Origin of the sequence: Paenibacillus tundrae, assembly GCF_036884255.1 — a bacterium.
Taxonomy (GTDB): domain Bacteria; phylum Bacillota; class Bacilli; order Paenibacillales; family Paenibacillaceae; genus Paenibacillus.
The window spans coordinates 627243-649031 of sequence record NZ_CP145605.1; the positions used below are offsets into that span (position 1 = coordinate 627243).

The following is a 21789-nucleotide window of genomic DNA, read 5'->3' on the forward strand; positions in this document are numbered from 1 at the left end:
GAATATTACTTTTAGTTGCTTCCCTTAATGTTGGGTGAACATGGGCACAGCCTATAATCAAAGTATCATTATGTTAACCGGATTACGGTTATAGAGACAGAGAGGGTGACGTCTATGAATCGAAAAGGCTTTCTGGGGGATTTGGTGAAATACCGAACCCTGTTGCTTATGTTATTACCGGCCGTACTGTTTTTTATCGTGTTTGCTTATATTCCTATGGCAGGTATAGTTTTAGCTTTTAAACAGTTCACGTATGAGGGTGGGATATTCGGAAGTCCGTGGAATGGCTTGGATAACTTTCGTTTCTTCTTCGAGTCAGGACAGGCGTGGCAGGTAACTCGAAATACGGCATTGTATAACATTGCCTTCATCGTGGTGAATAACCTGCTACAGATTACGATGGCGATATTGTTATTTGAGGTTGCACATAAGTGGTCACGCAAACTTTTTCAAACCATGCTATTCCTGCCTTATTTCATATCATGGGTTGTTGTCGGCGCAATCGCGTACAACCTGTTCAGCTATGACTTTGGTTTGATCAACGTTATTCTCAATACGTTTGGGATGGAACCCATTGATATCTACAACACAGCAGCTTACTGGCCTTACATACTCGTCATTGTATCGGCATGGAAAGCAGTCGGATATGGTTCAATCATGTACCTTGCTGCCATCACCAGCATCGACACGGAAATGTATGAAGCGGCGGAGATTGATGGTGCAAATGTGTTCCAACGTATCTTCAGGATTACAATTCCGAACCTAATTCCAACCGTCATTATTCTAGTACTGCTGTCCATCGGTAATATATTCCGAGGAGATTTCGGAATGTTCTACAATATGGTCGGAAATAACGGCTTGTTGTTCTCAAACACGGACGTAATCGATACGTTTGTATTCCGATCGTTGACTTCATCCAATGATATTGGCATGTCATCTGCTGCCGGATTCTATCAGTCGATTCTCGGTTTTGCCACTATTCTGATCGCGAACTACGTTGTACGCAGATACGACAAAGATCGAGCTCTATTTTAAGAGGTTGTTCAAAAAGTTCGCTTTTGATTACGAAAGACTTTCTCGGTACTGAAAACCGACCTTTTTGAACACGAATTTTAAGCCTATCGAGATCCAGAGAAATTGAAAGGAGAGGTACAATTTGAGCGCACAATTAACAAGCAAGTCACCTGGCCGGACAGGACGGGATGAAAAACTGCTTCAGATTCTCGGTTATATTCTACTCGCCGCGATTTCGCTTTTCTGTCTGGTACCCTTTATCCTTGTGCTCTCGTCATCTCTGACAGAGGAAAGCAGCATTATTAAGGATGGATATCAACTCTTTCCTTCGGTGTTTTCATTAGAAGCATACAAGTTGCTTTTTGAATTCCCAGGACAGTTAATCAAAGCATATATGGTAACAATCAGTGTTACGGTGGTCGGAACCGTTGTGGGTTTGTTCCTCACCTCTATGACAGCATATGCTCTCGCAAGAAAAGATTTTAAATGGCGTAATGGATTTTCGTTTTTCTTCTTCTTCACTACCCTATTCAGTGGCGGTTTAGTTCCATGGTATCTCATGATCGTCAATTACTTGCAGTTAAAAGACACGTTCCTTATATTAGTGCTCCCGATGCTGCTCAATGTCTTTTATATCATTGTCATGAAGTCATTCATGAATAGCATTCCTGATGCAATTACAGAATCTGCGAAGATCGATGGTGCGGGGGATTTTCTAATCTATCTACGACTTATTCTGCCTTTAACCAAACCAGCACTGGCGACCATTGGTCTGTTCATTGCACTGGGATATTGGAATGACTGGTACCACGCGATGCTGTTCATCACCAATGAGAACCTGATGCCGTTACAGTACTACTTGTATAAAATGTTGGGGAACATGGACGGGATGCGTAAAGCTATGGTCGCTTCAGGTGCTGTTGTGAATCTTCAGATTCCAACGGAGAGCCTTAAGATGGCCATGACGATTGTTGCGATTGGTCCTATCTTGCTCGTGTATCCGTTCATTCAGCGGTATTTTGTGAAGGGTCTTACGATTGGTGCTGTCAAAGGGTGATTATATGAAATTAATTCTTTATTCCATTGGGGGTTACAACGATGAAACACAGAAATAAATCAATTTTTCGTCTTCTTTCTTTGACTCTTGTTCTATCGGTTATATTAACAGCTTGCTCCGGTAATGGAGGCAACCAGAGTGCAGGGGATTCAAGCTCTAGTTCGGCGGGATCGTCGGATGAAGTTACGCTCAAAATGATTCTTCTTGGAGGCAAGCCTGTAGACTATGATCTCGTTTTCGGTGAGTTGAACAAGAAGCTGAAGGAGAAGATTAACACAACGCTTGAAGTCGAATTTCTTGACTGGTCTGATTGGAGCCAGAAATATCCGTTAAAATTTGCTGCCAATGAAAATTTTGATCTGGTGTATACATCGAGCTGGGCGTATTACAACGATCAAGCAATTAAAGGTGGTTTCAAGGAAATCACGGAGGACATGCTACAGCAATATGCGCCGCAGACGTGGGCCGAGATGCCAGAAGTATCATGGGATCAAGCCAAAATTAACGGCAAATTGTACATGGTGCCCAACAATAACCTAGAAGTAACGAACAAGGTCGTGCTTTACCGCGAGGATCTTCGTCAGAAGCATAACCTACCAGAGATCAATAGCTTAGAAACTTATGCAAACTACTTGAAGACCATTGCTGCCAATGAGGCAGGAATCACAGCGTTTGGAGCTAAAGCTGCTGATGGTTGGAAATGGCATGAGCTGGATCAGATTGCATTAGAGCAAAATAACAATTTCAAAGTTGTCGATCTACGTCTCCCGTTAACTTATAAATTAGATGATGCTGCAGGACAAGTATTTAATGTCTACGAGACGTCAGAATTCAAAGATTTACTTGGTTATTATAAAGATTTGGCTGATAACGGTGCTTGGTCGAAGAACGTTGTCACCAATAAAAACGACATTTGGCAAGACATGAAAGTTGGGAAGGTTTCTTCCTATGCACATAATCTGGGTACAACGGGATTCAATCTGGCTGAAGCACGTCGGGATACACCCGAGCTGGAGTTTGCAATAGCTGATATTACGCCAGACAGCAAGAAACTTGGCGCAATCTCGACGCAGAACGGTATTGCGATCCACTCCACATCCAAACATGCGGAACGAGCGTTGATGGTGATTGACCTCTTGCAGAATGATCAGGAAATTCATGATTTATCCATGTATGGGGTTGCGGGTACTCACTATACGCCAGAAGGCGATGACAAGTTTGTCTTAGAGGCTAGCTCAGGCAATTATACAGGCTTTTCGAACTGGGGCTGGAACTCGTATCTGAATCGACAAGATGCTTCTTATCCGAAAGAAGCTGACGATATCTTCAATAATTGGCAGGAAGATGTGTATCACTTCCCATTAGAAACATTTGTATTTGATGACTCGAAGGTGAAAACGGAAGTAGCCAATATTAGCAATATTATGGTTCGCTATGCAATTCCATTAGAGTATGGACTTGTTCAGGATATGAATAAAGGGCTGGAAGAGTTGAATGCCCAGCTCAAGGCTGCGGGCATAGATAAAGTCCAGCAGGAAATGCAGTCCCAGATCGATGCCTTTCTTGCGAAGTAATACAAGCTTTACAGAATAAATGACAAAGGAGATATAACAAAGATGGCAATAAAGTTCCCTCCCATTAGTAGCAAGCTGCCGGCATTTATGCACGGCGCTGATTATAATCCGGATCAATGGCTGCATGATCCCCAAATATTCGAAGAAGATATCCGGCTGATGAAGCTGGCTAACTGCAACGTTATGGCGATCGGTATCTTTGCTTGGGCGGCTTTGGAGCCGGAGGAAGGTCAGTTTAATTTTGAATGGATGGATCATGTGCTTGATACGTTCGCTAAGAATGACATCTACGCTTGGCTAGCTACACCAACTGGTGCTAGACCGGCGTGGATGGCTCAGAAATACCCGGAAGTGCTCCGGGTTGAGGCGAATCGAGTTCGTAATTTATTTGGTGTACGTCACAATCACTGTTATACCTCGCCCGTCTATAGAGAGAAAACAACGATTATGAATACAAAACTTGCTGAACGATATGCGAATCATCCCGCAGTACTCGGCTGGCATATTTCCAACGAATTAGGCGGCGATTGTCACTGTGATTACTGTCAATCCGCGTTTCGAGATTGGCTGAAGGCCAAATACGGATCCATTGACAATTTAAATCGTGCATGGTGGACAACGTTCTGGAGTCATACCTATAACGATTGGTCACAAGTGGAGTCACCTGCACCCCACGGAGAGAATGCGGTACACGGACAAAACCTGGATTGGCGGCGTTTTGTATCTGATCAGACGTTAGACTTTTATAAACACGAGGTAAGCTCACTGAGGAATGCGAACCCAGACCTTCCTTGTACAACGAATATGATGGATTGGTTCTACGGTTTAGATTATCATTCATTCGCGAATGAGCTTGATGTGATCTCATGGGATGCATATCCTAAATGGCATGAGGCTGATTCCGATCGTCATGTGGCGTCATGGTTCGCCTTCAATCACGATCTGTTCCGTAGTTTGAAGAAAAAGCCGTTCATGTTGATGGAGAGCACGCCAAGTCTGACAAACTGGCAGGCAGTGAGCAAGCTTAAACGCCCAGGCATGCATCGCCTATCTTCGTTACAAGCAGTGGCGCATGGTGCAGATACAGTACAGTATTTCCAGTGGCGTAAAAGTCGTGGTTCCAGTGAGAAATTCCATGGTGCGGTTGTGGATCATGTTGGTCACGAGCATACACGCGTGTTTCAGGATGTCGCTGACCTGGGCAGCACATTGGCAGGACTGTCGGATATTATCGGCACGCCTGTTCCGGCTGAAACAGCTATGTTGTGCGATTGGGATAATCGTTGGGCAATTAATGATGCACAAGGCCCGCGCAATAGTGGTCTGCATTACGAAGAGACAGTGGCGCAGCATTACCGTGCGTTGTGGGAATTGGGTGTGCCCGTCGATATTGTAGGTTCATATGACGATATCTTGAACTACAAGCTACTTCTTGTACCCATGGCGTACCTTCTTCGCCAGGAGACAGGGGAGAAGATTGAACAGTTTGTTAAAGCGGGCGGTACTGTGGTTGTGACATATTGGAGTGGGATTGTAGATGAAAATGATCTATGTCACCTTGGCGGTTTCCCAGGCCCATTGCGCACTACTGTTGGCATCTGGTCTGAGGAACTCGAAGGCCTTCATGATCATGACCGCAACTCACTTGTATTCAATGCTGAAAATCCGCTAGGGTTGGAGGGTGCACTTGAGGTTCATGAGTTGTGCGATTTGATCCATGTGGAGACAGCAGAAGTGCTTGCCGTTTATGGGGATGACTTCTATGCAGGACGTCCAGCACTTACCGTGAATCGTCTTGGTGCCGGGCAAGCCTACTATCTTGCAGCACGCGTTAGTGAAGACTCTTTCTATCAATCATTCTACGGTGAACTTGTAGAGCAAGCCGGTGTTAGGCGAACGATCAATTGCACTCTACCTGAAGGCGTAACTGCCCAACTGCGAACTGATGGCGATACGGATTATGTATTTTTGCTTAACTTCTCAGGTGAAGAAGCGTCGATCGAATTAGATCATGACGGATACGTGGATGCTGAATCAGGGGAAAGTAAAACAGGGAAGATTGAGCTGCCTATTAATGGTGCACTTATTTTACAACGTAAGAGTAATTAAATGTCGTAACTAAACCAGAGTAAATAATTATAGAAGTAGATATAAAAGTAAGTGATATATTGCTACTATAGAGATGTTCCTCCGCCTTCAGATGGAAGGCGGAGGTTTTGTTTTGCCTTTTTGCATGAACCAACTCTGGGGACCTCAATTGAATGAATACGACTATTGTTGCAGAAGAGCAGCAATTGCTTGCTCAGATTCAGCACGGCTCACGAAGGATTTCGGCATAAAGTTTTTGTCTGTAATACCGTCGAACAATCCGAGTGATACAGCTGTGGCTACATCTTTCTTGGCCCATTCACTAATCAGGTTAGCATCGGAGAAGGTAACGGATGGAGCAGCGGGTGCTGCCTTTCCCGTCTTGACTGAATAAGCTTTCACTAGAATGGCAGCCAGCTCTTGCCGGGTAACTCTTGCTTCGGGTGCGAAGTTGTTGGCACTATAACCTTTTACAAGACCGGCATGGTGTGCTGCGGCTACGTCACCGGCATACCATTTCGTTGAGTCAACGTCCGTGAACGGGTTAACAGCGGATGATGGTAGCCCAAGGGCACGAACGAGCAGGGATGCAAATTCGGCACGGGTGATATCATCTTTGGTGCGTACAAAAGTAATATCCTCCAAATAACCAAAATGCTCGTCGGAGCTTGTTTTTACAACAAAGCCTACCTCAGCAATACCATCGTCGCCTACATAAATATGCTTCAGAGTTAACGAAGCGGGCTTCTCCCAGGCACTCCCTTTATAAGTAAGCGGGATGGAATAGGTCTGTCCTTCGGTTACGGCATACATGACAGATCCTTGGTCAGGTTCACCTTTATCACCGAATACGTTGGCCTCCATTGTATAGGTTCCCGGTACAAGTCCGGAGATCTCATGATTAAGTGTAAAATCGATCGGTTTCTCGTCGCCATAGTTGAATGTTGTGGAGTTGAGACCATCGCCAAATGAAGTTGGCTTCTCTCCACTCAAATACCACGAAGCTGTATTGCCGTTTACGGTCAGGTTATTCGTTTCAATCGCATCTGCTTTCTTCACAAGTTTGAAGTCATCGATATTACCCCATTGTCCGCCGGAATACTTCAGGTTGGCTCCAATCGTTAAGGTTCCATCCGTAACTTCAATCATTTTAATTGTGGGATTAGACCACTGCATCCAGCCCGTATTGGTAAAGCTCTGCTTCTGTTCACCAGCAAAAATCTCGGCAATCTCTTCCTCGCCACCGCCAGAAACCCAAGCAGACAGTTCGTATGTCCCGTTCTCCAGCCCGGTAAGCTGCTGTGAAACCGTAAATTCAGTAGCTGGTGCACTCCAGTAATGCAGCGCCGATGAACCGGAATACATATCGGTTCCTGTGCTAACAGCGTCATTATTTTTATCCGTCACGTTCCAACCGCTTAATCCATTTTCAAAGCCAGGGTTCTTAATCGGATTGGAGCTTGGGATTACGACAACCTCTGCGGTGTCGGTGAATTGTCCTTCATAGGTACTGACTGTAATTGTTGCTTTTCCTTCAGCAAGTCCGGAAACGGTACCTTTATAGCGGTCTACCTTTACAACGTCCGGGTTAGAACTGGTATAGGTGACCCCTTGATAGGTAGCATTTTCAGGAGTAACAGTAGCCCGTAAACGATCTGTATCGCCTACTTCAACCGTAGTTGTACGCTTGTCTAGCTCTACGCCAGTTACCTTCTGGCGATTCACTTCTGTAGCGTTATCAAGGAAGGCATCCATGGCGAGGGAAGGGGTGCCATCCGAATTCCAGGCCGAAAGGGGATAACCGAAGAAGACTCCTTCTGGAGCCCAGTAGAACATACCGGTTCCCAGATTACTCGGCACGTCCTTTAGTTTCTTCTGTGTGGCTACCAGCATATTATAGACGTTATCTTCGTTTTTACTGACATTACCACCGATTTCGACAATCATGACTTCCTTGCCGAATTTCTTAGCGAGCGTATTCATGTTATCAGACAGTTCATCAATAGAGGTGGTATAGATCGAATCCGGATAATAGGACAGACCGATAATATCGTAGTCGCTTTCCTTAAGACCAGCCTCGACTAAACCATCGTAATAACCAATCACACCTTCATCTGCTCCATTAGCGCGGTGGATAATGACTTTAATGTCGGGAAAAACCTTTTTTGCTGCGTGTGAGCCTGACTGAAGCAGCTCTACCAGGTTAGTTGTGTTGCTATAAGCACCAATGGGATGCAGCATACCATTGTTAATTTCATTACCAATCTGAATCCATTCCGGTGTTACGCCGGCTTCCTTCAGACCTTTCATAACCTCAGTCGTATAATCGGAGACATGGGTTTTTAACTGCTCCAGATCCGAACCTTCCCATGCTTTTGGCGTATGCTGTTTGCCGGGATCAGCCCAGGAATCACTGTAATGCAGGTCAATCATGACTCTGAATCCAAAATCATTTACACGAGAAGCCAGCTCGATGACCTCTTCCGTGCTGCTGTGACCATCAGAAGGGTGATCCGAAGGATTAACGAAGGCGCGCAAGCGGATCGAATCCACGCCGTGATCCTTAATTATTTGGAGAAGATCTTCCTCTTTTCCTTTGTCATCATAAAACTTCTGCCCTTGAGCCTCCAATTGCGGTAGCCAGCTTACATCTGCACCTTTGGCAAAAGTTGGAGCTGAATCAGTGGTTGTGGCATTCGCCTTGGCCGGCGCGTTGAAGAGGGTAAAAGATACTAGTAGTGCAAGTGTAGCAGACATGATTCGTTTTCTTGTGTTCAAGTCGTGACCTCCTTAACATTCATTGTTTAATCGTGGGTTTCTGTATGTAACGCTCCTTTCCTTAATTTTTGTTATCATTATCCAGTTTATTGAAATGGAATACGCTTTCAAATTGTGCTATGCAACGAAAAGCTATACTTTTGCAATGTATGTATTGATTATTTCGACAGATACTCAGTCATCCGAATTGGAAGCCTGTCATGTTCTATGCATACATCATGAATGTGGTGGTAATTATAACCTTTACAAGCGTCACCAACACAGTTAATCCACAGGAATGGAGCATCCAACGTGCCAGAATGGTTAGAGGTCACATTTCGAACGTTATCTGCAGTCACAGTTATATTTTTCATTACGAAAATTCTAGGAAAGCGCCAAATTTCTGAATTATCTTTATTTGAGTATATTACGGGGATTACCTTAGGTAACTTGGTGGGGTATATTTCGTTAGATACAGATACGAAGTGGTATTTAGGTTTTCTTGCGGTATTTGTATGGGTTGCCGTGTCTGCAGGTGCAGAGTACTTAACGATGAAAAGTAAAAAGTTTCGAGATATTGTGGACGGGAAATCAACAATTCTTATTGAAAATGGAGCAGTGATCGAAAAAGCGCTAGCGAAAGAACGCTTGACGATTGATGAATTTCTGGAGCAGCTTCGTAAAAAAGATGTATTTCGAGTTGCCGATGTGGAGTTTGCCGTAATGGAACAGAGTGGAGATATCAGTGTCATGTTAAAAAATGAATACCAGCCCCTTACAGCCAATGCGTTGGGCTATCAGATTTCTGCTGAACAGGAACCAAGAACGATCATCATGGATGGGCATATCTTGCCAGATACTTTACAAGTAACAGGACATAACGAAGAGTGGGTACAAAAAGAGCTGCGCAAGCTTGGTTTGAATTTGGGACAAGTTTTTATTGGTCAGGTGGATAGCAAGGGTGAACTTACAATACAGACGGGTGCAGATTCGTTACCTAAAGCGGCAAATTCCAATCCAAAGGATCAAATAACGGAATTAGTTAAAAGACTACAGGACGATTTAATGATGAAAAAACAACTTGCCACCAACGATAAGGATCGCCTCAAATACCAAGAAGCACTAGACCAATTTCAAACGGCAATGCATGCTTATCAAAAACAACAATAATTACACCTTTTCAAAATGAAATGAAGGCAAAAGAAGATTTTGAAGCAGTCATTCTGGCAAAAGATCAGTCAACGATAACGATAGCTGTTACCACGAGTGATCATGCTGAGCAACAGTATAGACTTGTCACTTCAGGCATTAATTATCACGCTGAAGTTGGTGACGAAGTAAGGGTATGGACAACAGGTATGTATGAAGAGAGCAACCCCATACAAGGGAAAGCAACCAAAGTTGAACGAGTGAAGTAAACGTGTAAAGAGCCGCTAATCCTATGATTAGCGGCTTTTTTGTGCTTCAGAGATATGCCAAGCCCTGCGGATAAACAAGTCAATAGCTCTAAAGGGTAATTTAGTTCATTTTCATAGATTAGTTGAAAAGGGGTGACTGTTCCTTGTCTATTTCATGTCAAGGAAGTGACTGCAATTGTATCATTCACAATTGCAGATATAATAATTTTATATATTGGCATGGGATGTATAGGACTGCGAGAGTGGGATAATTTAAGCAGTAATCATGTTGATGATTTCGGAATGCATCCTTGCATCTTGATATGTGAAATTTTTCTCGTACTTTATCTGTATTGGGTTCTTAAGTGAAAAATGAAAACGGAGGTGACAGAGGTATGGAGTTAGATACGGTGTTATGGAGCAGGCTTGTGACAGGCTTAACGCTCGGATTCCACGTGATCTTTGCAACACTTGGCGTAGGTGTGCCTCTAATGATTGCTATTGCTGAGTTCATTGGCATTCGGAAGAAGGATAACCATTACATACTTATGGCGAAAAGGTGGTCACGAGGATTTGTCATTTCCGTGGCGGTAGGTGTCGTGACAGGAACAGCGATATCTCTACAGCTTGCCTTGGTATGGCCGAATTTCATGAAGTTAGCCGGAAATGTCATTGCATTACCATTATTTATGGAAGTGTTCGCGTTCTTCTTCGAAGCGATCTTCCTAGGCATTTATCTGTATACGTGGGATCGATTCAAGAACCCGTATATTCACTGGTTGTTAACCATTCCGGTTGTGGCCGGAGCAGGGATGTCGGCTGTTTTTATTACAACCGTGAACGGATTCATGAACCAACCTGAAGGATTTGTCATGGAGGCAGGCCAGTTCATCGCGGTTAACCCTGTGCAAGCGATGCTGAACACAGCAACGTTCTCCAAGGTATTCCATGTGTTAAGCTCAGCTTATTTGACGGGAGCGGCTCTGCTGGCCGGGATTGCTGCCCTTGCCATGCTGAGAAAAGGTGTTTCTGCGTACCACAAGAAAGGCTTGAATCTGATGATGGCTGTTGTTTTGGTATTCAGCTTGCTGAACACACTCGCTGGAGATGTATCTGCCAAATTTTTGGCTGAACATCAACCGGAGAAGCTTGCTGCAGCAGAATGGCATTTTGAGACAGAGAGCGGTGCAGATTTAATTTTACTCGGATGGCTGAACGCGGAACATGAGATTATAGGGGCTCTTCACTTGCCTAAATTGCTCAGTTTCCTCGCCTTTGGAGACTTTAACGCCGAAGTGACGGGGCTGAATGAATTTCCACCGGATGAACAGCCGCCACTGCTGGTGCATTATTTATTCGATGTGATGGCTGGAATTGGATTCGCTCTACTTGCGATCTCCAGTCTATATTTCCTGTTGGTGTTCTGGAAGAAGCGTAATCAGTTCAACCATTGGATGCTTCGCCTCGTCGCGCTGAGTGCTCCACTTGCGTTTCTTGCCGTTGAGATGGGCTGGTTCTATGCAGAGGTGGGACGACAGCCATGGATCATTCGAGGTTATATGCGGGTGGAAGAAGCGGCTACTACATCCCCAAGTGTGAGAGTATTATTTTTTGTTTTCCTACTGTTGTACATCGTGCTCGGAGTTATATGTGTTCTTGTATTAAGACGTCTGTTTAACAATAATCCTGCTGATCTTGAGATGGAGAAATGGATGAAGGCGAAACAGGATCAATCTGCGGATCAAGGAGGGCATGCCTGATGAGTTATGAATTAATCGGAATTTCGGTACTCTGGCTGTTCTTGTATGGCTATCTCATCGTAGCTTCTATTGATTTCGGCGCAGGGTTTTTTGCCTTCTATGCTCGTTTGACGAAGCAGGATCACTTGATTAATCGTCTGATCTCCCGTTATCTATCGCCCGTCTGGGAGATCACCAATGTGTTTTTTGTATTTTTCTACATCGGTATTGTCGGGTTTTTCCCGGACACCGCTTCCTATTATGGCGCCGCACTGATCGTGCCGGGGAGTATTGCCATCATTCTGCTTGCCATTCGTGGCTCGTTCTATGCTTTTGAGAATTATGGTTCCAAAAACAATATCGTGTACCTGTTCTTATACGGAGCTACCGGTTTGCTTATTCCTGCATCGCTGTCCGTGGCACTGACATTGTCGGAAGGTGGATTTATTTTGAAACAAGGCGAGACCGTTACACTGGACTATTGGGCGCTGTTTACCAACCCATTATCGTGGAGCATCGTTGGACTGGCGATTGTCTCTGTCCTATTTATCAGCGGATCGTTTCTAACCTTTTATGCATCACGGGCTGAGGATCAAGGGGCACTTAAGCTGATGCGGAACTATGCTTTGTTCTGGAGTACACCGACCATCATTCTCGCACTGACTGCATTCATATATTTGGGTCAACACAATGAGCGTCATTTTCAAAATATGATGGATCTATGGTGGCTGCTTGCACTTTCCGTTGCTTTCTTCATGGTTGCTATGTGGCTGCTGTATAACGGACGTAGATATGGACTTGCGTTTATTTGCATCATGCTTCAATTTTTCTGTGCCTTTTTCGCTTACGGGATTGGTCAATATCCTTATATTCTTGATCCCTATATCACGATTCAGAGTAGCGCGACATCACCAGCCATGGGCTTCGCACTTGTCGTTGTATTTATCGGGGGGCTGTGCTTGTTGATTCCATCTCTTATTCTGGTCTTCAAGCTGTTCCTTTTCGATGCGGATTACGTCAAAGGGAAAAAATAAAAGGAGGAGCGTACTGTGAAAAGGAAATCGAGTCTGATTGCTCAGCAAATGTCATTACATCGAAGAAGCAGGCTTCTCCTTGCGCTTATGTCTCTGGCATTGGGAATAGCGATTATAAGCCAGGCTACACTTATGGCTGAAGCAGTCCAGCGAATCTTTGTAGAGAAAGCTTCCTTTGCATCAGTAGTGATGCTGCTCGGTATATTGCTGGCTGTTATGGCTCTGCGCACGCTGTTATCGTATGGCAATGGAAAGGTCGGCTTGCATATGGCTGCCCAGGCCAAGACGCATATGCGAGCTAAGGTGCTGCAAAACCTGACCCATGCTTCCATGTCTTCAACCCTGCACGGACAGACGGGAGGGAAGGTCAGTGTTGCGCTGGATGCGGTAGATGAGGCGGATAGTTATTTCAGTCAGTACATGCCGCGCATGATGGAGGCAGCGATCATTCCGATTCTGATCCTAGTTGTTGCATTTACCCAACATGCTAACACGGGGTGGATTCTGCTCTGCACCGCTCCGTTTATCCCTTTATTTATGATTTTGGTCGGATTGCAGACCAAGAACAAGTCTGAGGAAAAATATGCGCAACTAGCTGAGTTTTCCGGTACATTCCTGGATTCGCTGCAAGGACTAGTTACATTAAAAATATTTGGTAAGGCTGATCGTCAGCATAAGCAGATTGAACGCAGCAGCCTGGGGTACCGTGATACAACAATGGGCATTTTGAAAATTGCGTTTACGAACACCTTCATGCTGGAGTCAATCGTCATGTTAGGCATCGGTATTGTCGCTCTTGAACTGGCTATTCAGTTGCTAGTGTTCAAGGCGCTAACGTTCCACACGGCCTTTCTGGTGTTGTTACTTGTTCCCGAGTTTTACAGCCTGCTGAAAAATACAGGAACCGCTTTTCATAGCGGTAGAACCAGTATGGGGGCGATTCGCAAGGTGGAGCAAATGCTTGCAGACACGAATACGACGAGTGCACAGAGCGATGGCGAAAAGGTAGCTCATAACAATAAGAGTGAGAATACCGATGTGATGGCTGAGGTTCAATTGGAACCCTTGTCGTCGACTGAACATCCAGTGCTGACACCTATGCCACCGTCTATCGATCTAATGGATACCCATTTTCGGTATGCACCGGATTCGTTTGAACTTGAGGCGAAGAGGATCTCCATTAAACCAGGAGAGCATATCGCGATTGTTGGCAAAAGCGGCTCTGGCAAAACGACTCTGCTACATCTGATCTCCGGATTATTAAAACCGACGTCAGGGGAAGTTCTGATTAATGGACGTCCGTTGTCCACATATGATGAGGCTGCCTGGTTCGAGCAGGTGAGTTATATTACTCAGCATCCGTATATTTTCGCAGGTACATTGGCTGAGAACATTGCGATTGGTTCGGGGGCAAATATATCTAGAGCCGACATTGAACAAGCAGCTGAGGAAGCAGGACTTGGTGTGGTCACTGCCCAATTGGAGCAAGGGCTGGATACCTATGTTGGTGAAGGAGGCAGGGGATTATCTGGCGGGGAGAAGCAAAGGCTTGCTCTTGCACGTGCTTTCCTGAAACGACCGGCTATCATCTTGTTTGATGAACCAACGGTGGGACTAGATGTTCACACTGAGCGAATACTGCAACGTTCGATTGCATCCCTGACAGAGAAGGCAACGATGATTACGGTAGCTCACCGATTATATACGATTCAACAGGCGGACAGCATTTTATTCATGGAGAATGGTGCATTAATAGACTCCGGACCACATGAAGAACTGCTAGAGCGACTACCTCAGTATGCTGAGATGGTTCATATTCAACGAAAAGGAGGGTTAACATGAATGAACTAGCTATGATGTCCAAGGCCATGATCCAGGAGCGCAAGGACATCTTACTCTCTATTTTGGGTGGATTTATTGCAGGCATAGCTGGTGTGGGTCTCTTTTCCGCCAGTGGGTATATGATTGCGCAAACCGTATTTGCGCCGCCTCTTTACACCTTGATTGTACTTACCTCCATGGTCAAATTGCTCGGTTTTGTTCGAGCGGCGAGCCGTTATGGGGAGCGATTGTACTCACACAGAGCGACGTTCTCCATGTTGAGCCGTTTACGCACCTCCTTTTTTGCCAAACTCATTCCCATAACACCAGGCATACTGAATAAAAACCGAAGTGGGGATCTGCTTGCACGAATCGTTGGCGATGTAGAAAGCTTGCAAAATTATTTTTTGCGTGTTGCGTATCCGCCGATCATCGTCGTTATGGTGTTTTTGTCTACCGTGCTGTTTACATCCGTTTATTCGCTCTGGGTTGCGTGCTTGCTCGTGCTAGGCATGTTAATTACGGCATTTGTTGTACCAGGTATTGTTTTGCTCGGGCAGCGTAAAATACATGGTCGTGTGCGCCAGCAACGGGCATTGCTATCTACAGAAGTAACCGAAGTATTGTATGGTTTCCGCGATCTAAAGGTATATGGGCAATTGGAGCAACGGGAGCAACAGCTCCAGCAGGCTTCCGCCGCATTGGCATTGGAGCAGCAAAGAGCAGCAGGGCATCTGCTACGTGGGCAATCTATGCATATTTTTGTAACCTATCTCGTGACATGGGGTGTGCTGGTCGTTGGTGCATGGCTGATTATGGGTGGGTCACTTGCTGGCGTTTATCTCGCCATGCTGATCCTGGCTACGCAGACGGTATTTGAAGAAGCAACAGCGATGGCTGTATTGCCCGTGTATAAACAGGATAGTGAACATGCAGCCAGACGACTCACCGAGACGGTTCAGAGTTCCGATGTGCAGCCTGCACAACCAGGTGGACAGTGCGCTACCGAACAGGCAGTTTCAGTCCAATTATCTCACGTTACCTTTCAATATGAGGGGGAGTGGAGAGCTGCATTGAATGATATTTCGATAACTTTTCCACCTGGCTCCAAAACAGCGATTGTCGGACCCAGCGGATCAGGGAAGTCTACCATTGTGGATCTGTTACTTAAACTACGCGAGCCAACGTCTGGTGATATCCAGTTGAATGATGTTTCGCTAAGTGAGCTAGATGAAGAGAGTATATGGCGGACAGCAAACGTTGTCTTACAGCAAAGTCATTTCTTTAAGGGAAGTGTTCGGGATAACTTGCTTCTGAACGGGGAAGAGCATACTGACGAACAATTAGCGGCTGTACTGAATAAAGTGCAACTGCCCAATATGTCACTCAGTGATCCAGTGTATGAAAAGGGTGAGAATCTATCCGATGGCGAGAAGCAGCGCCTGGCCCTAGCAAGAGTCATGCTGCGGAGCGGACGCATATGGCTTCTGGACGAACCAACATCCTCGCTCGATTATGTGACAGAACAACGCGTGTTGCAGCAGGTCTTCGCACAGGCAGCTGATGATACACTTCTTCTCATCTGTCATCGGCTTACAGGACTTGAGAAGATGGATCAGATTGTGGTCATGGATCGAGGTAAGGTTGTGGAGATGGGTTCCTTCACGGAGCTGATGGAACGTAAAGGCTACTTTTATGAGATGAAGAACATTGAGCTGCAAATGATTGGAGATCAACCGAGCACGTAGATTTGATGATTGTTTATGTTTATGAAGCCTATTCGTTGATAACGTTTAGTTGTAGGTGACTGAACGGACTTTATGAGCGCAAAATGAATAACACTCAACTCATTCACGGCACATCGCGAATAAGTTGAGTGTTTTTTTTATCCATAGGATACAGTCATACGCATAAGAAATGATTACCGAACACCAATATCCCGAATCATAATGCTACCTTTCTCCGTTTGATCGAACACAAAGCTAATCTTTCTGATCTGCTCCGGGTTGAGATCTGGGTTCATTGCAATGAAATCAGCCAGTTGGAAGGCATAGTTCTGGAACACCGGCTCCTTCGTTGTCTGGAACAATGCAAATGGTGACTTCGCCAGAGCTCCTTCGAACATTGGCAGTAGCGGAGAGACGCTACTCAGCGGTAAACGGCTAGTGTTACCGAGATCGTCTTCAACGACGATGGTAATATCCACCGGCGTATCCGCACCCTCTACATCATGGTCAGCTTCTGTATTAGCGATGGAGAATACAATAGAACTCTGATTCGAAATGTCAATGCCTTGATCAGGTAGAATTACCCTGTATACAGGAGTGGAGGACGTTGCTGTCTGATCCCATGCCAGAGCAACGGCGTTATATGGATCGGTTGTATGTCCCATCTCGACGTTCTGCTCTTTCCATGTCTTCAGTCCTTCTCCTTCTAAGCTTCCTCCTGGCAACGTGGTTGTCCCTGGATCACTGTCCTCATCATAGCTGCTAATGGTTAACGTATTTGTGTCCCAATAATTGCTGATATACATCGTCTCGGGAAGCCAGTCTCTGGCGTATCCGAGATCCTGAAACACCATCTGATATGAAGTGTTCTCCTGAAGGGTGGCTTCTAGAAAGGAGGAGATGAGCACCTTAGCAGCCTGTAATTGCTGATCCTGTGGTAGAAGCCCAGCTGTGTTGAACAACTTGTTGCCCAACCCGACACCGTCATGTTTGCCCCACTCGGTGTTGAATTGTCCATGATTTGCTCCATATATGTATACATAAGATTTGAAGAATTCACTACTGCGATCCGTAAATTCAGTCCGGTAGTACTGGCTCGTTCCGACAAACGAGGTGACGTCCATATCGTGGGTGCCATGCAGAGCCAGATAATTCACGTCTTTTAAGGACATGGGCTGTCCTGCCGGTTTATATTGCCCATCGGTACCAGCTATGGAGACAATGGATCGGATGTTGAAATTGTAATCAAACTTGATGTTGGCGTTCTCAGGATAAGATGTCATCTTGTTGTATGTCGCTGCTGTGGTTACGGCCTCAGCTCCCCGTGAATGTCCAATCAGAGCGATCCGCTCCATGTCGACTTTATTATAAAATGGATTATCTCGTGCATTATTCCATCCTTCCCACACCTTAAGGTGTTCCAGCAGCAGCCATCCCCGCGCCCGATTTTCCCCTTGTAGGGGTTTGAACACAAACAATTCGTTAAATGGCGAGGAGTTAAGAAAGTTTTCATCAATGGAAACGACAATATGTCCGCGACTTGCCAGCAATTCACCCAAATAGGCATAACCTGGATCTGAATATTTCGTCGCAAGGTGGTTGCCATGCACGATGAGCACCAGCGGGAAAGGGCCATCGCCTTCGGGATACCAGACTGTTCCGTTTAATGGCATTGCGCCAGCGCCAAAACCAAACGTGCTTGTGCGTCTTTTCGTCCAATCACCAACAAAGGCTGATCCATCGACAGATTTAGTAGTCAGCATCATTTCTATGCTCAGATCGTCGCGATACGTCGAATGGCTCCCGTAGGTTAGGGATTTTACGGAAGCTGTTCCGGGTTCTGCCGGATTGGTTAATAGGGTTGTGTAAGCTTCCGCAGGCTTGACCGATTGCAACGGGTAGGGCGCAGCAAATTCCTTCTGTCCTTCGCTAACGATCCAATAACCGAGCATGCAGACGAAGACGAGAGTAATTGCAGCACTTGAGGCCGCACGAACTTTCTTCCAAGTTCCAGCTTCCCGGTAGACACCATGGATGAATCGATAGAGTAGTGCGCCAAGCACGGAACAGGAAATGAGGATGCATACCGTAACAAGCAGCGTAAGGGGGATGGGACCCAGTAAGCTGATTAAAAGCAACAAGAGCGAAGTAAGCATGGCCCATACGTAACGTGAAGGTGTTTTTTTGCCCCAATGCAGAAGTCCTGTAAGGATTCCGGTCAATGCTAATGTTGCAAATAGGAACAGTAAGCTGCCAATCCAGTAGTCACTTGCACCTCGTGATCCCAAATAATAATAGGCTTGAACGAAGTACAACGACAGTGTCACTATTGATAGAGCAGTTACAGCGCCTTTCCAGCCTGGTGTGAGAGAAGGAATCCGCTTCTTTTTAATAGAGAATAATGGCCTCTTATTGGTTGTTTCTTCGGCAGTTACGCCGGTGTTCTCCATGGATGTTCCACCTTTCAATGCATATGTATGTCACACTTCAATCCAAATGTTGGTTGTCTTTCTCTCTGAGTTTAACAGAAGATTCTTGCTGTAGTCCGTCATTTTTCTTACGTTATTATTAATTATCGTACATCCATACTTTGCATTGAATAGGAGCTAATTCGGAAATATGATGGAACCTTTTCCCACCTGTGTCCGTATGAACTAAGTATGTCCATTCTATTAAATCAATGTTTGGCAACTATACTCATCCCAAAGGAGAATACATAATATGAAAAATTGGAAACGCATGCTCTTATCTCTTACCGTATCGGTAGGTTTGCTCGCATCAGCCGTACCAGCTATGGCTGCGCCTCAGGAGACATCCGTCAAGGTTAATGATCAGGCCGTACAATATGCTACAGGTGCACCAATCCTTGAGAAAGGAACGACTCTTGTTCCACTGCGTACAACGCTGGATGCGATGGATGTGAAGCTGACGACGGCAACGGATGATACGATTACGGCTGTAGTCGATGGCCGGACGATTACACTGAAAAGCAAGCTTACACGGATCGACGGGGTAACGTATGCACCAATTCGTATCGTTGGTGATGCAGCGGGTTATGAAGTTCGCTGGGATTCCTCTACCCGTACCGTATTGCTTGTATCCAAGGGTGGAGACACTGAGACGGTCCAAACTGGTGGACGCGGCTTTATGTGGGAAGTCGAGAAAAACGGTAATACCGTCTATCTCGTAGGTTCAATGCATGTTGCGGATGAAAGTTTCTATCCACTGCGTCCTGAATTTGAAGAAGCCTTTGCGGAAGCAGACTACCTGGGTGTAGAAGTAGATATTAGCACAGCTACGGATGAGCAGCAGAAGATGATTCTTGATCTCGGCACCTATCAGGATGGGACAACGCTGAAAGACCATATCTCCAGTGAAACCTATGCAAGTCTGGGTAAACTTTTGAAGGAAAATGGTATTGAACCGGACGCTTTTGATACATTCAAACCATGGGTGGTAGAAATTACACTCGGAGGACTGAAGTCAGTGGATGGTGGATATGAAGCATCGGAAGGTGTGGATTTGTATTTCATCCAGAAGGCAGTACAGCGCAAAATTCCAGTGATTGAACTGGAGTCCTATGAATCTCAGCTTGGAATGTTCGACAACTTCTCCAAAGAATTGCAAGAGGAAACACTCAAATCAACCATTGATAACTTCGATGTACTGGATACGAGTTTGAATCAAATGGCTGAGATGTGGAAAACAGGGGATGACGAGCAGCTGCTTGAGCTGACGAACAGCTTCTCGGACAATGAAGAGTACAACAAGGCTATGCTGGTTGACCGTAATATCGGTATGGCGGATAAGATCGACGGGTACCTGAAGAATGGTAAAGGGGAAGAGTACTTCATCGTCGTTGGCGCAGCCCACTATCTGGGTGAGCACGGAATCGTGAAGCTTCTTGAAGACAAAGGGTATACAGTAGAGCGGAAGTAGGGCGGAGTAGCAAGGTTGCTATATGATTTTAAAAGAATAAGCGTTCCCTAACATGAATGATCATTGTTAGTGAAGGTAAAGTGAGTGAAAGGCCGTGGGTGAATACCCCCGGTCTTTTATTCATGAACATACATAGTTAATGAATGTTGAACACAACCACAAGCAATCCAATGAATGGATATTGACAAAAGATTGTCATCACTCGCATACTTACAATATAAACTTTATAAAGAATATTTATTTAGTGTTTGTTTTAAAGAGGGGAGTTACATTCATGGCAACTTGGTTTCTGGTCATAATCTATCTAGCCTTCATTAGTCTGGGGCTTCCGGATTCACTTCTTGGCTCTGCTTGGCCTGTTATGTGGCCGGAGATTGGCTCTTCCGTAGGGTCGGCAGGATTAATATCCATGATTATTGCTGGAGGGACAATCGTTTCTAGTTTGGCAAGCGGCAGAATGATTCGAGCTATAGGGACAGGAAAGATCACCTTATTCAGCTGTTTGTTAACTGCGGTTTCATTGTTTGGTTTTTCGATGGCTCCTTCTATGGTTTGGTTTATGCTCTTGGCTATTCCTTTGGGTCTAGGGGCTGGAGCGGTAGATGCCGCATTGAACCACTATGTAGCCGAGAATTACCAAGCACACCATATGAACTGGCTGCATTGCTTCTGGGGCATTGGTGCTACCATGGGGCCGATCATCATGGCCGGTTATATCGCAGGCAATAACTCATGGAGGGGCGGTTATACAGCCGTTGCGATCATCCAATTGATACTTGTCGTTGTATTACTCGTAACCTTGCCTCTATGGAAACGTGTGGCTGCAACGCGAGAATCATCACAACCAGAGCATGTGGAGACAGAGCAACAGTCGCACACGAGTCTTCCGGTGAGGGTGCTGAATATACGGGGAGTTAAGCCGTCTTTGCTAGCTTTTCTATTATATTGCGGGGTGGAAACCACCGTTGGATTATGGGGAGCCAGTTATTTGGTAGGCACGAGGAGCCTTTCAGCGGAAGTAGCTGCAACGAGCATCTCACTATATTATGCAGGTATCACATTTGGCAGGTTGATTACAGGCTTCATTACATTGAAAGTTCAAAATCGTCTGTTGATTCGGTATGGACAATGGGTAACGATAGCGGGCGGAATCATCTTATTGCTCCCACTGCCTTCTACGTTTTCTGTAGCGGGATTTGTACTGGTGGGGCTTGGCCTCGCTCCGATCTACCCAGGGCTCTTGCATGAAACGCCTACGCGATTTGGCAAAGAAAATTCAGCGAAGTTAATGGGCTACCAGATGGCCGTTGCGTACAGCGGAACGACTTTGATTCCGCCATTGTTCGGAATTCTGGCGGCGCGAACAGGTACAGGAGCTTTTCCGATCGTTGTGTTCATTTTACTTGTACTTATGTTGCTTAGTGCAGAGACAGTGAATCGTCTGCTTCTTAAGCCGCACAAGTTGGGGAGGTGAGCAGATATGGTATACATTATTTTAGCGGCAATCATTTGGGTGGGTGCCTATGCGAGCTTGTCTATTTCGAAAGAACCTATTGAAGTGAAGCCGGTTCGGTCAATGGATGACTTGTTTGAGTAAAGGAGCAAAAGTGCTAAAATAAGTTTTACAAGTTGGAAGATATGG

The 21789-nt window shown here is 45.4% G+C and carries 14 protein-coding genes; 12 read left to right on the top strand and 2 right to left on the bottom strand.

What is annotated here, in order from left to right; genetic code table 11:
• Positions 1 to 114 precede the first annotated feature (114 nt).
• From V6W81_RS02930 to V6W81_RS02945, 4 genes are all read left to right on the top strand, one after another.
• Positions 115 to 1035, top strand: a complete 921-nt coding sequence (locus V6W81_RS02930) for an ABC transporter permease (RefSeq protein ID WP_338541490.1) — start codon at positions 115 to 117, stop codon at positions 1033 to 1035.
• 121 nt (positions 1036 to 1156) lie between these two features.
• Complete coding sequence (locus V6W81_RS02935; RefSeq protein ID WP_338541491.1) at positions 1157 to 2071, top strand: carbohydrate ABC transporter permease; 915 nt, start codon at positions 1157 to 1159, stop codon at positions 2069 to 2071.
• Between the two features lie 41 nt (positions 2072 to 2112).
• Positions 2113 to 3645: an ABC transporter substrate-binding protein gene (locus V6W81_RS02940; RefSeq protein WP_338541492.1), complete on the top strand. Its 1533-nt coding sequence runs from the start codon at positions 2113 to 2115 to the stop codon at positions 3643 to 3645.
• Between the two features lie 42 nt (positions 3646 to 3687).
• The gene (locus V6W81_RS02945; protein WP_338541493.1) at positions 3688 to 5754 is read left to right on the top strand and encodes a beta-galactosidase; all 2067 of its coding nucleotides are present in this window, start codon (positions 3688 to 3690) and stop codon (positions 5752 to 5754) included.
• Positions 5755 to 5916: 162 nt separating this feature from the next.
• On the opposite strand, the gene V6W81_RS02950 is transcribed toward V6W81_RS02945, so the two are convergent.
• Positions 5917 to 8511 carry a glycosyl hydrolase 53 family protein gene (locus V6W81_RS02950; RefSeq protein WP_338541494.1) on the bottom strand — a complete coding sequence of 865 codons (2595 nt, stop codon included), beginning with the start codon at positions 8509 to 8511 and terminating at the stop codon, positions 5917 to 5919.
• A gap of 291 nt (positions 8512 to 8802) precedes the next feature.
• Between V6W81_RS02950 and V6W81_RS02955 the strand changes: the two genes are divergently transcribed.
• The 6 genes from V6W81_RS02955 to cydC all read left to right on the top strand — a co-directional run bounded on the left by V6W81_RS02955 (position 8803) and on the right by cydC (position 16229).
• Positions 8803 to 9660, top strand: a complete 858-nt coding sequence (locus V6W81_RS02955; RefSeq protein ID WP_338541495.1) for a DUF421 domain-containing protein — start codon at positions 8803 to 8805, stop codon at positions 9658 to 9660.
• Positions 9661 to 9680: 20 nt separating this feature from the next.
• Positions 9681 to 9908 carry a DUF3221 domain-containing protein gene (locus tag V6W81_RS02960; RefSeq protein WP_338541496.1) on the top strand — a complete coding sequence of 76 codons (228 nt, stop codon included), beginning with the start codon at positions 9681 to 9683 and terminating at the stop codon, positions 9906 to 9908.
• Positions 9909 to 10282: 374 nt separating this feature from the next.
• Positions 10283 to 11647, top strand: a complete 1365-nt coding sequence (locus tag V6W81_RS02965; RefSeq protein WP_338541497.1) for a cytochrome ubiquinol oxidase subunit I — start codon at positions 10283 to 10285, stop codon at positions 11645 to 11647.
• The gene (locus V6W81_RS02970) at positions 11647 to 12660 is read left to right on the top strand and encodes a cytochrome d ubiquinol oxidase subunit II (protein ID WP_239293106.1); all 1014 of its coding nucleotides are present in this window, start codon (positions 11647 to 11649) and stop codon (positions 12658 to 12660) included. The genes V6W81_RS02965 and V6W81_RS02970 overlap by 1 nt, the downstream gene beginning before the upstream one ends.
• Positions 12661 to 12675: 15 nt before the next feature.
• Complete coding sequence (cydD, locus tag V6W81_RS02975) at positions 12676 to 14502, top strand: thiol reductant ABC exporter subunit CydD (RefSeq protein WP_338541498.1); 1827 nt, start codon at positions 12676 to 12678, stop codon at positions 14500 to 14502.
• A complete protein-coding gene (gene cydC / locus V6W81_RS02980; RefSeq protein ID WP_338541499.1) occupies positions 14499 to 16229 on the top strand; it encodes a thiol reductant ABC exporter subunit CydC in 1731 nt (576 codons plus the stop codon). Before cydD ends, cydC begins: the two co-directional genes overlap by 4 nt.
• Positions 16230 to 16402: 173 nt before the next feature.
• On the opposite strand, the gene V6W81_RS02985 is transcribed toward cydC, so the two are convergent.
• Positions 16403 to 18658 carry an alpha/beta hydrolase family protein gene (locus tag V6W81_RS02985; RefSeq protein ID WP_338541500.1) on the bottom strand — a complete coding sequence of 752 codons (2256 nt, stop codon included), beginning with the start codon at positions 18656 to 18658 and terminating at the stop codon, positions 16403 to 16405.
• A gap of 271 nt (positions 18659 to 18929) precedes the next feature.
• On the opposite strand from V6W81_RS02985, the gene V6W81_RS02990 reads away from it, so the two are divergent.
• Positions 18930 to 20147 (top strand): TraB/GumN family protein, encoded by a 1218-nt coding sequence (locus tag V6W81_RS02990; protein ID WP_338541501.1) that lies wholly within the window; start codon positions 18930 to 18932, stop codon positions 20145 to 20147.
• 274 nt (positions 20148 to 20421) lie between these two features.
• Positions 20422 to 21621 carry an MFS transporter gene (locus V6W81_RS02995; protein ID WP_338541502.1) on the top strand — a complete coding sequence of 400 codons (1200 nt, stop codon included), beginning with the start codon at positions 20422 to 20424 and terminating at the stop codon, positions 21619 to 21621.
• Positions 21622 to 21789 lie beyond the last annotated feature (168 nt).

Coding starts and splice junctions, on each gene's coding strand:
- V6W81_RS02930 (WP_338541490.1), top strand. CDS start 115: ATGAATCGAAAAGGCTTTCTGGGGGATTTGGTGAAATACCGAACCCTG.
- V6W81_RS02940 (WP_338541492.1), top strand. CDS start 2,113: ATGAAACACAGAAATAAATCAATTTTTCGTCTTCTTTCTTTGACTCTT.
- V6W81_RS02945 (WP_338541493.1), top strand. CDS start 3,688: ATGGCAATAAAGTTCCCTCCCATTAGTAGCAAGCTGCCGGCATTTATG.
- V6W81_RS02960 (WP_338541496.1), top strand. CDS start 9,681: ATGAAGGCAAAAGAAGATTTTGAAGCAGTCATTCTGGCAAAAGATCAG.
- V6W81_RS02965 (WP_338541497.1), top strand. CDS start 10,283: ATGGAGTTAGATACGGTGTTATGGAGCAGGCTTGTGACAGGCTTAACG.
- V6W81_RS02970 (WP_239293106.1), top strand. CDS start 11,647: ATGAGTTATGAATTAATCGGAATTTCGGTACTCTGGCTGTTCTTGTAT.
- cydC (WP_338541499.1), top strand. CDS start 14,499: ATGAATGAACTAGCTATGATGTCCAAGGCCATGATCCAGGAGCGCAAG.
- V6W81_RS02985 (WP_338541500.1), bottom strand. CDS start 18,658: ATGGAGAACACCGGCGTAACTGCCGAAGAAACAACCAATAAGAGGCCA.
- V6W81_RS02990 (WP_338541501.1), top strand. CDS start 18,930: ATGAAAAATTGGAAACGCATGCTCTTATCTCTTACCGTATCGGTAGGT.
- V6W81_RS02995 (WP_338541502.1), top strand. CDS start 20,422: ATGGCAACTTGGTTTCTGGTCATAATCTATCTAGCCTTCATTAGTCTG.